Source organism: Micromonospora sp. NPDC051925, from assembly GCF_044548625.1.
Taxonomy (GTDB): Bacteria; Actinomycetota; Actinomycetes; order Mycobacteriales; family Micromonosporaceae; genus Micromonospora.
Genome location: NZ_JBIUCH010000002.1, coordinates 137,270 through 151,788, shown reverse-complemented (window position 1 = coordinate 151,788; position 14,519 = coordinate 137,270). Strand labels below are relative to the sequence as shown.

Genomic DNA, 14,519 nt, shown 5'->3' with positions numbered 1-14,519 from the left:
CCCCCGCCGCGACGAGGCGGGTCCGGCATCCGGGAGGACGCCCCGATCCCTTCCGATCCGATGGGCGATGTGCCATCTTCGATGGATGTTGGTCGATGGCCACGCGGACAGACGAGGTAGCGCCCGCGCAGGGAGGCATGGGGCGGGAGCGCGGTGCCGCTGACCGGCGGCGTGCGGCCGACCGCACGCCGCGCCCGACCCCGCACCGGACTGGCCGTCGGCCTGCTGGTCGTCGCCCTGCTCGCCCTGGTCGGGGGCATCGCGTACGCCGCCCTGCTGCACGTCCAGCACGCGAAGATCCGCCACGAGCTCGACTGGGCGATGATGCACGGCCGGCCGGCCGACCCGTCCGGCTGCACCTGGATCTTCGGCGGTGCGAGCGACACCGGGCACGCCGGCGCTCCCCCGGCCGGCTTCCCACAGCACGAGGCCATCCACGCCGTGGCCCGCACCGGCCGGCCGCAGGTCGACCAGGTCGCTCGTAACGGCACGGTCTACCACGTGCGCACGCAACTTCGCGGCGACGAGGTCGTCCAGGTGGTCTTCGACGCCCGCTTCCAGCTCGCCGAGCGGCGACACCTGCTCTGGGCGGTGTCGCTCGCCGCGGTGGCGGTCCTGGCCGCGGCGACCGCGACCGACCTGCGGCTGCGCCGCGCGGCGGTGCTGCCGCTGGCCGAGGCGCTCGACCGGCAGCGCCGCTTCGTCGCCGACGCCAGCCACGAGCTGCGTGCCCCGATCACCCGGGTGCACACGGCGGCGCAGCTGCTGGCACAGCGGTCGACCTGCGCCGACAGCGACGCGGACCGGCAGGATCTGGACCGGCTGCTGCACACCACCCGACGCCTGGGGGAGATCGTCGACGAGTTGCTCCTGTCGGCCCGGCTGGCCGACACGACGTCGATGAGCCGACCGCCGGCCACGGTCGACCTCGCCGCGCTCGTCGCCGAGGCGGTCGAGGCCGACACCCCGCGCGCCGCCGAGCACGGCGTGACGCTCACCGTGGCCGGCGCGGACGCGCCGGTGCCGGTCCACGGCGTCGGGCCGGCGCTGCGCCGGGTGGTGGCGGAGCTGTTGGCGAACGCCCTCCACCACACCCCGGCCGGTGGTCACGTCGAGGTGCGGTTGCCCCCGGCGGTCGCGGGCCACGTCGAACTGGTGGTCAGCGACTCCGGCCGGGGGTTCGACCCCCGGCACGGGGAACGGATCTTCGACCGGTTCCACAGTGGCCCCGACTCCGGGGACCGCCGGGTCGGGCTCGGGCTGGCGCTGGTCCGCGAGGTGGTCACCGCGCACGGCGGCACGATCAGCGCCACCGGCCGGCCGGGAACGGGAGCCACCTTCACCGTACGGCTGCCGGTGCCCGGCGCGGGGCGGGCCGACCCGCCGCCGCCGGACGGCGACCCCGCCGGGCCCCGGTGCCCCTTCTGGTGGCGGCCGAACCGCGACCGGGCGGATCACGAGCGCGAGATGAGCCCGTTCTGACCGGCTGAGAAATTCCGCCGGTCAACGTTCTCCTGCTTCGATGCGACCATGAACGGATGACCGACCCGTCAGCCCCACCGCACGGCCCGTTGCTCCTCGTCGAGGACGACGCGGAGCTCGCCGACATGCTGGTCGAGCTGTTCCGCCGGGCGGGATACCGGATCGACCTGGCCCGGGACGGCCAGCGGGGCCTGCACCTGGCCCTGCGCGGCCGGTACCAGGTGATCATGCTGGACCGGCGGTTGCCGGCGATCGACGGCGTCGACCTGCTCCTCCGGCTACGGCGCTGCGCGATCGCCGCCCGGGTGCTCATGCTCAGCGCCCTGGCCGAGCCCGACCAGCGGATCCAGGGCCTGGACGCGGGCGCCGACGACTACCTGCCGAAGCCCTTCGAGGTGACGGAGCTGATGGCCCGGGTGCGGGCGCTGACCCGCCGCCGCTTCGACGGGGCCGAGCTGATCCCCATCGGGGCGGGGCAGCTCGACCTGGCCCAGCGCGGGGTGCGGCTGCCCGATGGCCGGGAGGTGACGCTCAGCGGGCGGGAGTTCGAGCTGATCCGGCTGCTCGCCACGCAGCCCCGGATGGTGCACAGCCGCAGCCAGCTACGCGGGCGGGTCTTCGGCGCCGACCGGACCGAGGCGGTGGTCGACACGTACGTGCACTACCTGCGGCGCAAGCTCGGCGACGGGGTGGTCCGCACCGTGCACGGGCTCGGCTACCAGATCGGCGCGCTCTGAGCAGGCCGCCCGGACCCGGCGTGCCCCGGGCGGCCTGGTAGCTCAGCGACCCGGGAACCGGGCCGGACGCTTCTCCAGGAAGGCGGCCATGCCCTCCCGCTGGTCCTCGGTGGCGAACAGGGCGTGGAAGGCCCGCCGCTCGAACAGCACCCCGGCGCGCACACCGACCTCCTCGGCCTGCCGGACCGCCTCCCGGGCCAGCAGGGTCGCCAGCTTGGGGTGCCCGGCCACGACCGCAGCCGCCGCCTGCGCCTCCGCCAGCAACCGTCCCGTCGGCACCACCCGTGACACCAGGCCGAACCGTTCCGCCTCCGCCGCGTCGAGCTGCCGCCCGGTGAGGACCAGGTCCATGGCTCGGGCCACGCCGACCAGGCGGGTCAGCCGCTGCGTGCCGCCGATGCCGGGCATCACCCCCAGCCGCAGCTCCGGCTGCCCGAACCGGGCGTTCTCCGCCGCGAAAATCAGGTCGCACATCATCGCCAGCTCGCAGCCCCCGCCGAGCGCGTACCCGGCCACCGCCGCGATCTTCGGGGTACGCAGCGCGGCGAACGCGTCCCAGCCCGCGAAGTGGTCCTCCAGCGCCACGTCCAGGAAGGACTTTCCCGCCATCTCCCGGATGTCGGCGCCGGCCGCGAAGACCTGCTCCGACCCGGTGATCACGAAGCAGCCCACGCCCGGATCGCGGTCCAGCGGTCGCAGCGCCTCGACCAGTTCCGTCATCACCGCCGTGTCCAGCGCGTTGCGCACCTCGGGTCGGCACAACCGCACCGTGACCACCCGGTCGTCCTGCTCCACGCTGATCCTCATCATCGCCTCCATGTCGTCAGGAATCCCAGATGGCGCCGTACGCGGGCACGCCGCGTTCCTCCATGCCCCGCACCACCTGCCAGGTCAGCGTGCGGTTGGAGATGCAGATGACCGCCTCGGCGTCGAACTGGCGGTACGCCTGCCAGGCCAGCCGCAGCATGTCGGGCTTGCCGTCGCGGGCGGTGTCCCACAGCAGCGCGTCGGGCTGGTGGGCGAGGATCTCCTCGACCAGGTCGTCGCCGAAGGTCTCCCGGTGCCGGCGGGCCACCCAGACGAGGCGGGCCGGCACCTGCTCGGCCAGCAGGTGCGGCAGCACCGGCCCGATGCCGCTGCCGGTCGCCACGTACACCACCCGCCGGAACAGGGTCTCGACGTTCGCCACCCCGGCCGTGCTGATCCCCTTCACCCAGACCCGGTCCGGCGCGTCGTCGATGAACCGCCCGGTCCAGTCGCCGGCCCGGGAGACGGTCAGCCGGAACCCGGTGCGGCCCGGCGCCGGCACGTTGGCGAAGGAGTGCCACTCCCACAGTGGGTTGCGGCTGACCGCGGTGGACGAGCCGGGGAACGGCGTCACCCCGTGATCGAAGTGGACCAGCGCCACGTGCGACGAGGGGCGGTCGACCACGACGGGCACCCGGCGCAGCCGTAGCCAGGGCAGGGCGATGCTGGCGGTCAACACGGCGAGCACCCAGCCCTGCGGTGAGGTGGCCAGCGCGGCCGGTCCGCCGGCCAGGAAGCCGGCCTGCGCCCACAGCAGCAGCAGGGCCGCCCAGCCGCCGAGGCGGTGGGTGCGTTCGAACAGGTCGTGCCGGCGGGACCGCACCTGCGGCAGCGCGGTGCCGACGAGCACCAGCAGCAGTCCGGCGACGGCGTAGCCGGTGACCAGCGCGCCCGTCCCGCCGGGTCCGTCGCCGACGGTCAGCGCGCCGAGCTGCGCCAGGTACCAGGCGGTCCCGGCCAGCGCCGCGCCGACGTGCAGCCCGCCGAAGTGGTAGACCTTGCCCAGCGTCCAGCGGATCCGCAGGGGCCAGCGGGTGGGTGCCCGGGTGGCCAGCCAGAAGAACAGGTTGATCACGTACTGCTGGCGCACCAGCACCGCCAGCGAGACGTTCGCCAGCGCGGCGCCGCCCAGGGCGTCGGGCATGCCGGGACCGCGCCACCAGCCGGCGGTCAGCCCGTACGCCAGCAGCGCGGTGTTGGTCGCCAGGACCGCCGCCACCAGGCGGTGGTGGTGCATGAACCGGGGGTGGGCGAGGACCCGTCGCAGCATCGAGACCGGAGGTGGCGGCGCGTCGCCGGGCGCGGTCGCCGCGACGGTACGCGGGCCCGTCGGCGGGGCCGGCTGGGGCCGGAGACCGGTGGTCGTCACGCCGCCGCCTCCTCGATGTGCGCCCACTGCCAGCGCAGGTCGAGGGCGAGCCGGCGCAGCGCGTCCCGGTCGACCTTCCCCCGTCCGGTCATCGGCAGCTCCGGTAGCGGGTGCACGGCCGCCGGCACGCAGTAGTAGGGCAGCGCGGCGGCCACCGCGTCCCGGCACCGCTGCGGGTCCAGCTCCGCCGGGGCGACGAAGGAGACCAGGTCCCGGTCGGTCAGCCTGAGCGTGACCGCCCGCCGGCAGCCGGGCACCGCCTCCAGCACGGTGGAGACCGCGTCCAACTCGACCCGGAACCCCCGGACCTTCACCTGGTCGTCGGTGCGGCCAAGGTGCTCCAGTTCCCCGTCGGTGCTCCAGCGCCCCCGGTCCCGGGTGCGGAACATCAGCCGGCCCCCGCCCAGGAACGGGTCCGGGACGTACCGCTCGGCGTTGAGCGCGTCGTTGTCCAGGTAGCCGGCGGAGACGCAGCCGCCGCCGGCCCACATCTCGCCGACCTCGCCGATGCGGCAGGGCCGACCGTCGGCGTCGAGGACGTAGACGGTGTTGTTCGGCGTCGGCCGGCCGATGGTGAGCGCCATGCCGGGCCGGTGGCGGTGCATGGTGTTGACGATGGTGGTCTCGGTCGGTCCGCAGCAGTTGTGGAAGGCGCGGCCGGCGGCCCACCGGTCGGCCAGCGGGCGCGGGCAGGGCTCGCCCGCCACGGCGACCACGCGCACCCGATCGCAGCGGTCCGGGTCGATCCGGCCGAGCACCGACGGGGTGGCGATCACCACCTCGGCGCGCGCGGCGGTGGCGGTGAGGTCGCGGTCGCGTACGAGCAGGGTGCCGCCGTTGGCGAGGCAGCCCAGGATCTCCCAGGCTGCCATGTCGAAAGCGACGTTGAGTAACTGGGCGACCCGCCAGCCCGGCCGGATCCCCAGGTTGCCCGGGGCGGTGAGCAGGATGTTGGCCACGTTGCCGTGGGTCACGGTGACGCCGTTCGGCATGCCGGTGGTGCCGGAGGTGAACAGGACGTAGCATCCGTCGTCGGCCCGCACCGGGCGGTCCGGGACCACGGCGGTCACCTGCTGACCCGATGGCAGCGGCTCCGCCATGACCTCGTCGATCGCGAGCCGCGCCACGCCGGGCAACGCCGGAACCGCCTCCAGGGTCGCCGACGTGGTCAGCACCACCCGGCACCGGGCAGCCGCCGCGACCTGCCGCAACTGCCCGGGTGGGGCGATCCGGACGTCCTGCGGGACGTAGGCGGCCCCGGCCTTCAGCGTCGCCAGGATTCCCACCAGCATCGGGATGGACCGGCTGGCGAAGACGCCCACGGTGTCCCCGGTCCGTACGCCGAGGGCCGCGAGCCGGGCGGCGAGCCGGTTGGCCTGGCGGTCCAGCTCGCGGTAGTCGATCCGCACCCCGAGGTGCTCGGCCGCGACGGCGTCCGGGGTGGCGGCGGCCCAGCGCTCGAACGCCTGGTGGATGCGCAGGTCGGGCACGGGCACCACCGGTCCCTGGCCGAACCGCTGGAAGAGCCGGCGCTCGCGCGGTGGAAGATGGTCCAGCAAGGGCCCTCGCCAGCCGTCCGGCTCGGTGGAGAGGGTGCTGACCGGGCGCACCGCCGCGTCGTCGATCGTGCCGGACTGTCGTACGGACATGGGCTGCTCCTGTTCTGATCGGCCACCCTGTGCGGCGATCGGAATCGATGCTCGCCAATGCAAATGGGAAATGTCTTAGATTCCGTGTGGCGACCGGGGTGTCCGACCTACGGGGAGCTGCCCCGGCAGTCCACCCGACCGGCAGAATGGCCCGGACAGTGGCCGCTCGCTCCTCTTCGTCCATGCCTGGATGCGTGGTGCTGTTGACCCCGACCAGCACGACGACTTCGTCGGAAAGGCCGCGTGCCCGGTTCGCCACGTTCACATGCCCGGGAGCGAAGGGTCAAAGCCGCCGGGGTAGACGGCGCGCACCGGAACGGGGTTGCGGGCAATCGAACGTGGCCCTGCCGATGGTTCCGGTGTCACGGCCACAAGACCTGCTGCGCATCCCGGATGGCCTGCTCAGAGGCCAGTCGGGCCCGCGTTTCAGGCGGCCCGCCACGACGCAGGGTACTGTCCAGTTAGGTGCGGCGATCAGGCCGGCGCTGGTGCTCAGGGAGCCGTCGGGCAGGGCAAGGAGTGGTCATGAGCGACTGGAACGAGAAGATCATCGCTGAGTTCCGCGCCAACGGTGGCGAGGTGGGCGGCCAATTCGCTGGCGCCCCGCTGCTGCTGTTGCACACCGTCGGCGCCAAGAGCGGCCAGGCTCGCGTGCACCCGATGATGTACCAGAAGGTGGACGGCGGCTACGCAGTGTTCGCGTCCAAGGCCGGCGCGCCCACCAATCCCGACTGGTACTACAACGTGCTGGCCCATCCGCAGGTCCGGGCGGAGATCGGCACGGACACGGTCGAGTTGGTCGCCAGAGTCGCCGCCGGGGCCGAGCGGGAACGGATCTGGACCGCGCAGAAGGCGGCGTATCCAGGCTTTGCCGACTACGAGCAGAAGACCACCCGCCAGATCCCCGTCGTCCTACTGGAACCCGCGCCGTAGGCGGAGAAGGCGCACCTCGGTGCCCACAGGTGCGGCGCACAACCGCAGGTGCCGCCGAGCGAGCGTAGCGATACGTGACGAGCACGCGCCGCTCGTCGCGGATCGCAGCCGCTGACCACCGGGGAGCGGAGTGCGGTCGTGCCGAGACGTAAACGTGCCCGGCAGAGGTCAGCGATTGATGCAGGCGTTGGTGACGCTCCTGGCCCACCTCAGGGTCGGTGAACCAGAAGTCCTGCGGAACACCGGGCACGGTGGAGAACCGTCCGTGCGGAAACGAGTTCGGCGAGCTGCGGCGGTCACGCTGGGGCCCCTACCGGCGGGTGATCCGGTTCGTCATACAGCGCCTGGAGCCGGTTCCGGCAGCGCATGATGAGGCTGGAGATCTCGTCGAAGGTCGCCGCGTCGACCTGGCTGCTGTCGAACCACAGTGCGCGTACCGCCGTCCGGCTCTGCAGCAGGTACGTCGCGGCAGCCTCGACCAGTCCGACGAACTCGTCACGGTGGGCCGGGGCGGCCAGCTGAGCACGGCCCCGTGCCGCCCGCAACGGCGCTCCGGAAGCGGTGAAGATCGCCGCGTGGTCGCCGTCGGTCCGACCCGCGCCGATGCCGGCGAGGAGGTACTCCAACTCGGTCGCGGCCAGGGTCAGCCTGCCGACGGCCAGGACCGTCTCGTCGGTAATTCGCGGCATCGGCCCACCGTAGCGGAACCGGTGTGATCGGGGCACGCGACCGGCGACGGGCCGAGCGCGAGAGTGCGGTCGGGCCCTACGGTGGTGGCCCTGACCGTCGACCGAGGGAGAGACCGTTGTCGCCGTCGCACCGCCCAGCCCGTTGGCGCATCACCGCCGGCGCCCTGAGCCTGGTCGTCGGGCTCGTCGGCTGCACCGGACCCCGGGCGGAGCGGTCGGAGCGGCCGGAGCGGCCGTCCGTACGGGTCGAGGAGACTCAGGAGAGCCTGCGGGGCAGGGCCACCTCGCCCGACCCGGAGGGCCCGCTGCCGGCCTGGTCGGTGTCGGTCCGGCGGCTCGACCAGGAGCTGGGCGAGACCGGTCAGGTGATCGTCGTGCCCGACGAGCGGGAACTGCGCGCCGTGGACCGCGCCACCGGGCAGGACCGGTGGCGTCATCCCTTCACCACGGGCTACCGGTACGTGATCGCCGGTGGGTCGATCGTGGCCAGTGACAACGACGACGGCGGCATGGAGGTGCTCGACACGGCCACCGGAGCCACCCGGTGGCGGGCGGCGCAGAGCCAGGACGTCGTCGTCCACGAGCAGGTCGTCTACGCCAGGGAGTGCGCCGGCACCGGCAGCTCGGCGACCTGCGTGATCATCGGCCGGGACGTGCAGAGCGGTCGCCAACTCTGGAAACTGCCCGCCGACCGGTTCGCCAGGGTGAGCGACGTGACCATCGGTGGCCGCACGCCGTACGCGCCGCCCACCGGCCGGTACGTCACGGTGCGGCTGGGCACGGCCGCCCGGTCGGCCGCCTACACCCCGGTCGCCCCCACCACCGGCCGGGCCGGTGCCGGGCGGCTGCCGAACCGGGCCTGGTACGGCTTCGTCGCCGGTGACCTGATGGTGGGCACCGACAACGACCCTCCTCGGGGCGACCAGCGCTGCACGGTCAGCATCGCCACCGTCAACGCGGCCACCGGCGTCAAGGGCTGGTCCGGTGTGGTCTTCAGCGGACGCAAGGAGGACGGCGAGTGCGCCAAGCGGCTGGCCGACGACCGCAGCGGGCTGACCCTGATCGGGACGGGCACCCGGCTCGTCGCGGTCACCGCCGACGGGCGGCCGCAACTGGTCGACCTGCGCACCGGCAGGACGGTCTGGACGGGCGTCGCCACCGGCGTACCGATCGACGGTGACGACCGGTCGGTGCTGGTGCGGAGCAACGCCGACGCGGGTGGGCTGGCGTTGCTCGACCTGGCCACCGGTGCGCCCCGCTGGACAGCGCCGGATCCGGCGCTGTCGGGGGCGTCCGCAAGCTGGCGGTCGACGGTGACCGAGGGGCTGGTGGCGGTCAGCGCGGCCGAGGACGACCGGCCGTTCGTGCTCGTCTACGAGGCTCGCACCGGCCGTCAGCTCGGCCGCTATCCGGGCTGGCTCGCCGGAGCCGGGAAGGACTGGGTCGCGGTCAGCCACTCCGGTGCCGACGGCCTCGCGGTGGACCTGCACACCTTCTGATCGGGCCACCAGTACCGACCACCGGGCAGCGAAGTGCCCCGGCGGAATCCGCCGGGGCACTCACGCCACTGCCGTGGCACGGCTCGCTCAGTGGACCGACCGGTCAGTCGTCGTCGCCGTCGTCCGAGTCGTCCCTGTCGTCGTCCGAGTCATCGTCGTCGTCCCTACCGGACTTGTCGTCGGCGTCCGCCTTCTCCTGCTCGGACCTGACGACCGTGCCGTTCTCCCGGTCGACCTCGACCTCGTGTTCGGTGTCGCCGTTGATGATCTCCACACTCCAGACCGGGCGGCCCTCCTCCCGCTCGCGCTCGATCTCGGTGATCCGGCCGCCACCGACCTTGGCCAGCGCGATCTCGCCGGCCCGTTCCTGACTGACCGCGTCGTTGGTGGCCGGGGCGGTGCTGCCACCCGGCGCTTCGGTCGCCGGTGCGCCACTCGGCGAGCCGGGCGTCGCCGCACCGGTGGACGTGCCGGTGGTCGGGGCGGTGCTCGGATCGACCGGGGCGGGAGCGGTCGTCGCCGCGGCGAGCGTGGCAGCCGGCGTCCGTTCGGCGGCGGACACGCCGAGCGCCGTGCCGGTGACAGCGAGGACGGCGGCGCCGCCGACCGCCGCCAGGAGCAGGGATGTGCGCTTCATGGTGCGTACCTCCGGGGTTTCTCGGTTGTTGCAGTGAGCTTGCCCCGGCGGTGGATAGCGGCGCGCTGTGCCAGCGATAAGCCCCGGTTAAGAACGGCGGGGCGGTCCGAGCCGGAGCGTCACGACCGCGCCGCCCTCCGCGCCGACGCCCAGGTCGAGCCGGCCGCCGCTGGCCTGCGCGGCGCGACGGGCGATGTCCAGACCGAGACCGGTCGAGCCGGCCTGGCTGGCACCCCGTTCGACCAGGCCCGCCGGGATCCCCGGCCCCGCGTCGGCGACGGCCAGCGCGGCACCGGCCGCCTCCCGGGTCAGCCGGACGGTGAACGGGGTGCCGTCCGGGGTGTGCGCGAAGACGTTGCCCAGCAGGGCGTCCACGGCCGCGGCCAACTCGTCGGCGGGCACCCCGACCGGCAACGGCCCGGCGGCGAGGTCGAGGGTGACCGCGCGGCCGGTGTCCTCGGCGAGCACCGACCAGAAGGCGACCCGTTCGCCCACGATCGCGGCGGCGTCGACGGTGACCACACCGGGGTCGGTGTCGGTCGGCCCGCTGCGCCAACGCGCCTGCCGGATCAGGCCGGTGACCGCCCGCTCCAGCCCGTCCACGGCCGACGTCACCCGGGCCGCGTCGTCCGGGTCGCGCAGCGACTCCGCCTCCAGCCGCAGCGCCGTCAGCGGCGTACGCAGCCGATGCGACAGGTCCGCCACCTGCTCGCGTTCCTCCCGCAGCAACACCTGGATCCGGGCGGCCAGGTGGTTGAGCGCACCGGCGACCTCGCGCAGCTCCGCCGGGCCGGTCGGTTCGGCACGGGCGGTCAGCTCGGCGTTGGCCAGCCGGTGCGAGACCGAGGAGAGCTCGGTGATCGGCCGGACCAGGGTGCGGGCCAGCCGGTCCGCGACGGCCAGGCTGAGCAGCACGAGCACGATGCCGAGCGCGGCCAGCACCAGCCAGGAGCGGGCCACCCCGGCGGTGATGTCGTCCCGGGGGACCACGGTCCGGATCACGCCGGTGCCGTCGGCCCGGCCCTGCACCGCGATCACGATCTCCCGACCGCCGTCCAGCTCCGCGGTGAGGCTCTGGCCCCGGGCGGCGAGGGCCACCGCGGCGGTACGCGGCTCCTGCGCGCCGAGCACCGTGCCGTCGGGCAGGAAGACGCTGACCGGCCGGCCCGACTCGGCGGTGAGCTGCTCCACGGTCAACCGGATCGTCGGGGTGTCGGCGGTGCCGACCACCGGCACCAACCCCTGCACGTCGGCGGTCGCCCGGACGGTGGCCCGGTCCTCGGCGACCGTCCGCACCAGCAGGGCCAGCGGCACCAGGAACGCCACAAGCGTCAGGCAGGTGGTCGCCACGACCAGGAGCGCCAGCCGGCGTCTCATCCGTCCTCCTGCCCGGGAGCGCTCAGCCGCACCCCGACCCCGCGCACGGTGTGCAGGTAACGCGGGGCCAGCGCGCTCTCCCCGAGCTTGCGGCGCAGCCAGGACAGGTGCACGTCGACGGTCTTGTCCGCACCGCCGTAGGGGACCTGCCAGACCTCGGTCATCAGCTCCCGCTTGGTCACCACCTGGTCCGGGCGGGTGGCGAGGTGGTGCAGCAGGTCGAACTCCCGGGGCGTCAGGTCGACCGGTTCGCCGTCGAGGTGTACCTGTCGGGACCGGGGGTCGATCTGGAGCTTGCCCACGACGACGCTGCTCGCCGCCGGGTCGGTGGCGGCTGCCGGTCCGCGCCGCAGCACCGCCCGCACCCGGGCGTCGAGCTGGGCGGCGGTGAAGGGCTTGACCAGGTAGTCGTCGGCACCGGCGTCGAGCACCCGGACGATCTCGGTCTCGTCGTCCCGCGCGGTCGCCACGATCACCGGCACCGCGCTGACCGCCCGGAGCATCCGCAGCAACTCCCGGCCGTCGAGGTCGGGCAGCCCGAGATCGAGTACGACCAGATCGGGCCGGTCGTCCAGGGCCGAGCGCAGGCCGTCCATGGCGGTGGTGGCGGCGGCCACCGCGTGGCCGCGGTCGCGCAGCGCCCGGATCAGGGGCGTGCGGATCGTCAGGTCGTCCTCGATCAGGAGCAGGTGGGCCACAGCTAGGCAGGTTAGCCGGTCCCACCGGCCCCGGGCCGCTCGTTAACCCTCGCTTATCCTCCTGCGGTGCTCGGCTTAGCCGCTGGTCGGGCATAGTCGGGGGCATGGGTCGCCGTACGCTCCTCGCCACTGCCGGCTGGCTGGCCGCCGCCGTGCTCGCCACCCTGATCGGGGTGGCCGCGATCCGGCTGGTCGGGGAGAGCATCACCGGCACGCCCGGCGGGGTGCGCAGCCAGGCCGAGGTCGAGCGGGCCCTGGCGGCTCCGGGGCCGACTCCGACGACGGCGTCGCCGTCGAGCCCGACGTCCTCCGCGCCCTCGTCCGGCGCGGCCGGGCCGGTATCCCCGTCGAGCGTCCCCGCCACGGCTGCCGGCCTACGCCGCAGCTTCTCCACCTCCGGCGGCACGGCGGTGGCCGAGTGTGTGGGGGCCGACGTCCGACTGGTCTCCTGGGCACCGGCGCAGGGCTACCGGGTGAAGGACGTGGACCGGGGGCCGGACGACGACGCCGAGGTGACCTTCGCCGGCCCGGCCGGGGAGTTCGAGGTGAAGGTCGGCTGCATCGGCGGCGAACCGGTGGCCCGCCCGGACGACGGCGACTGAACTGTGGCCCGGTAGCGGTAGGTCCAGTTCCGGAATGCCGACGGGGGTGGCGATGGACAGGTCCCAGGTGCCGGCAACGGACATGCGGTTCCTCTTCCTCACGAGTGCGGGGCGAGTCGGCCATGCGGGGCGGGCGGCGGGCGCTCAGAGGGCGGCGGGTACCGGGCCCTGAGCGCGCCAGACGGTGCCGCGGCGCTCGTGGGTGAACAACTCTTCGACGGCGTGCGCGATCCGGGGGCCCACCTCGCGCTCCAGGAGGTAGAGGCCCAGGTCGAGTCCGGAGGTGACGCCGGCACCCGTGACGAGGTCCCCGTCGTCGACGACGCGGGCGCTGACGGCGTGGACGCCGGTGGCATCGAGCATGTCCAGGCCCAGGTGATGGGTGGTGGCATGGCGGCCTTCCAGCAGGCCGGCCATGGCCAGGACGAGCGAGCCGCCGCACACCGTGCCGACTGTCACCTCCGGGTTGTCCATCGCGGCCTTCATCAGCACGGGCAGCTCGGTGCTCAGCGCGCGGCCGAGCAGGACGGGGATGAACTCGTCCTGCTGCCACTCCCCCGCCCCGGCGTCATGGTCGGGGACCTCGCCGGGCTCTCCGACGCGGCCCGAGGCGCCGGGAACCAGGATCAGGCCCGGACGCCCGGGATCGAGGGTGCCGGTGGCGCGCAGCACCAGGCCCCCGGTGCCGCTGACCACCTCGCGCGGGCCTTCGGCGGAGACCAGTTCCACGCTGACATCGCCGCCGGAGGCGGTGCCGCCGGCGTACAGGACCTCGTAGGGGGCGATGACATCGAGTGGATCGAAGCCGTCGAACAGAACGATCTGGGCATGCATGGAGGCCCCTCGATTGATGGCGGGGTGCGGGGTCGCTTCGACGCTAACCGGCCGCCAACCGCCCTCCCAGTGGCATTAGTGACGCCTTCCAACGGGATACCGCCACGCCCAGGGCGAAGGCACCGAACTGGCCGAAGACGAGATCCCCAGGCGCTGGGACCAGGTCGGGGATCCGGTGGACCGATAGGTTCTGGCCATGCACACCGTCGCCGTCCTCGCCCTGGACCGGGTGATCCCGTTCGACCTGTCCACCCCGATCGAGGTCTTCACCCGTACCCGCCTGCCGGACGGCCGCCCCGGCTATCAGATCCGCGTGTGCGCGGAGAAGCCGGAGATCGACGCGGGCACCTTCACCCTGCGCGCGCCCTGGGGGCTGGACGGGCTCGGGGGCGCGGACACGATCATCGTGCCCGGCACCGCGGACCCGGCGGCCCCGGTCGCCCCCGCCGTCCGCGACGCACTGCGAGCAGCGGCCGAGCACGGCACCCGGATCGCCTCTATCTGTTCGGGCACCTTCACTCTGGCCGCCACCGGGCTCCTCGACGGCCTGCGGGCCACCACCCACTGGATCGCTGCCGACCTGCTGTCCGCCGCCCACCCGCAGATCAAGGTCGACCCGGGTGTCCTGTACGTCGACAACGGCCAGATCCTCACCTCCGCCGGTGCCGCCGCCGGCCTCGACCTCTGCCTGCACATGATCCGCCGCGACTACGGCTCGGCCGTCGCCGCCGACGCGGCCCGACTGTCCGTCATGCCCCTGGAACGCGAGGGCGGACAGGCGCAGTTCATCGTCCACGACCACGCACCCACCCCGCACGGCTCGGCCCTCGAACCCCTACTCGTCTGGTTGCACGACAATCTGGGCACCGACCTCGCCCTCGCCGACATCGCCGCCCAGGCCGCGACCAGCACCCGGACCCTGATCCGCCGCTTCCGCGAGGAAACGGGAACCACCCCGCTCCAGTGGCTCCACCGCGCCCGCATCCGCCAGGCCCAGCACCTCCTGGAGAGCACGCACCACTCGGTCGAACGCATCGGCGCTCAGGTCGGCTTCGGCTCTCCCACGGCCTTCCGTGACCGCTTCAAGCGCACCACCGGCGTCAGCCCGCACACCTACCGCCGCGCCTTCAGTGACTCCCCCCGCATCAAGCCGGGCCGGCAACCACCACCGCGGTGACCCTCGTTCCTCCCGCCCCGCCCGCCGGC

The 14,519-nt window shown here is 73.7% G+C and carries 14 protein-coding genes and 1 pseudogene; 6 read left to right on the top strand and 9 right to left on the bottom strand.

Annotation, left to right across the window (positions count from 1 at the left end):
* The first annotated feature begins 153 nt into the window (after positions 1-153).
* Together ACIG87_RS03600 and ACIG87_RS03595 are read left to right on the top strand one after the other, a co-directional pair.
* A complete protein-coding gene (locus ACIG87_RS03600) occupies positions 154-1,482 on the top strand; it encodes a sensor histidine kinase (RefSeq protein ID WP_396847811.1) in 1,329 nt (442 codons plus the stop codon).
* Between the two features lie 56 nt (positions 1,483-1,538).
* Positions 1,539-2,219, top strand: coding sequence for a response regulator transcription factor (locus tag ACIG87_RS03595; protein WP_396847809.1), 681 nt, complete (start codon positions 1,539-1,541; stop codon positions 2,217-2,219).
* 42 nt (positions 2,220-2,261) lie between these two features.
* Here the strand turns inward: ACIG87_RS03595 and ACIG87_RS03590 are convergent, their stop codons facing one another.
* The 4 genes and pseudogenes from ACIG87_RS03590 to ACIG87_RS03575 all read right to left on the bottom strand — a co-directional run.
* Positions 2,262-3,026, bottom strand: coding sequence for an enoyl-CoA hydratase-related protein (locus tag ACIG87_RS03590; protein WP_396847808.1), 765 nt, complete (start codon positions 3,024-3,026; stop codon positions 2,262-2,264).
* 16 nt (positions 3,027-3,042) lie between these two features.
* Positions 3,043-4,395: a hypothetical protein gene (locus ACIG87_RS03585; protein WP_396847806.1), complete on the bottom strand. Its 1,353-nt coding sequence runs from the start codon at positions 4,393-4,395 to the stop codon at positions 3,043-3,045.
* Positions 4,392-6,044 carry an amino acid adenylation domain-containing protein gene (locus ACIG87_RS03580; protein WP_396847804.1) on the bottom strand — a complete coding sequence of 551 codons (1,653 nt, stop codon included), beginning with the start codon at positions 6,042-6,044 and terminating at the stop codon, positions 4,392-4,394. Before ACIG87_RS03580 ends, ACIG87_RS03585 begins: the two co-directional genes overlap by 4 nt.
* Positions 6,045-6,174: 130 nt before the next feature.
* Positions 6,175-6,315, bottom strand: a pseudogene (locus tag ACIG87_RS03575) (adenylyltransferase/cytidyltransferase family protein); the annotation flags it as partial.
* Between the two features lie 254 nt (positions 6,316-6,569).
* On the opposite strand from ACIG87_RS03575, the gene ACIG87_RS03570 reads away from it, so the two are divergent.
* Positions 6,570-6,977, top strand: coding sequence for a nitroreductase family deazaflavin-dependent oxidoreductase (locus ACIG87_RS03570; RefSeq protein WP_396847803.1), 408 nt, complete (start codon positions 6,570-6,572; stop codon positions 6,975-6,977).
* 296 nt (positions 6,978-7,273) lie between these two features.
* On the opposite strand, the gene ACIG87_RS03565 is transcribed toward ACIG87_RS03570, so the two are convergent.
* A complete protein-coding gene (locus ACIG87_RS03565; protein ID WP_396847802.1) occupies positions 7,274-7,666 on the bottom strand; it encodes a hypothetical protein in 393 nt (130 codons plus the stop codon).
* Between the two features lie 116 nt (positions 7,667-7,782).
* Between ACIG87_RS03565 and ACIG87_RS03560 the strand changes: the two genes are divergently transcribed.
* Positions 7,783-9,165: a PQQ-binding-like beta-propeller repeat protein gene (locus ACIG87_RS03560; protein ID WP_396847800.1), complete on the top strand. Its 1,383-nt coding sequence runs from the start codon at positions 7,783-7,785 to the stop codon at positions 9,163-9,165.
* 103 nt (positions 9,166-9,268) lie between these two features.
* On the opposite strand, the gene ACIG87_RS03555 is transcribed toward ACIG87_RS03560, so the two are convergent.
* The 3 genes from ACIG87_RS03555 to ACIG87_RS03545 form a co-directional block, all read right to left on the bottom strand.
* Positions 9,269-9,802, bottom strand: coding sequence for a PepSY domain-containing protein (locus tag ACIG87_RS03555; RefSeq protein ID WP_396847798.1), 534 nt, complete (start codon positions 9,800-9,802; stop codon positions 9,269-9,271).
* An 87-nt stretch (positions 9,803-9,889) separates the two neighbouring features.
* Entirely contained in the window at positions 9,890-11,179 is a 1,290-nt protein-coding gene (locus ACIG87_RS03550) for a sensor histidine kinase (RefSeq protein ID WP_396847797.1), read from the bottom strand.
* On the bottom strand, positions 11,176-11,877 hold the full coding sequence (locus ACIG87_RS03545) for a response regulator transcription factor (RefSeq protein ID WP_396847795.1): 702 nt from the start codon (positions 11,875-11,877) through the stop codon (positions 11,176-11,178). The genes ACIG87_RS03550 and ACIG87_RS03545 overlap by 4 nt, the downstream gene beginning before the upstream one ends.
* 104 nt (positions 11,878-11,981) lie before the next feature.
* On the opposite strand from ACIG87_RS03545, the gene ACIG87_RS03540 reads away from it, so the two are divergent.
* Positions 11,982-12,479, top strand: a complete 498-nt coding sequence (locus ACIG87_RS03540; RefSeq protein ID WP_396847794.1) for a septum formation initiator — start codon at positions 11,982-11,984, stop codon at positions 12,477-12,479.
* 144 nt (positions 12,480-12,623) lie between these two features.
* On the opposite strand, the gene ACIG87_RS03535 is transcribed toward ACIG87_RS03540, so the two are convergent.
* A complete protein-coding gene (locus ACIG87_RS03535; RefSeq protein WP_396847792.1) occupies positions 12,624-13,313 on the bottom strand; it encodes a DJ-1/PfpI family protein in 690 nt (229 codons plus the stop codon).
* A 196-nt stretch (positions 13,314-13,509) separates the two neighbouring features.
* Here ACIG87_RS03535 and ACIG87_RS03530 point away from each other — a divergent pair, with 196 nt between their 5' ends.
* Positions 13,510-14,490 (top strand): GlxA family transcriptional regulator, encoded by a 981-nt coding sequence (locus tag ACIG87_RS03530; RefSeq protein ID WP_396847790.1) that lies wholly within the window; start codon positions 13,510-13,512, stop codon positions 14,488-14,490.
* The last annotated feature ends 29 nt before the right edge of the window (positions 14,491-14,519 follow it).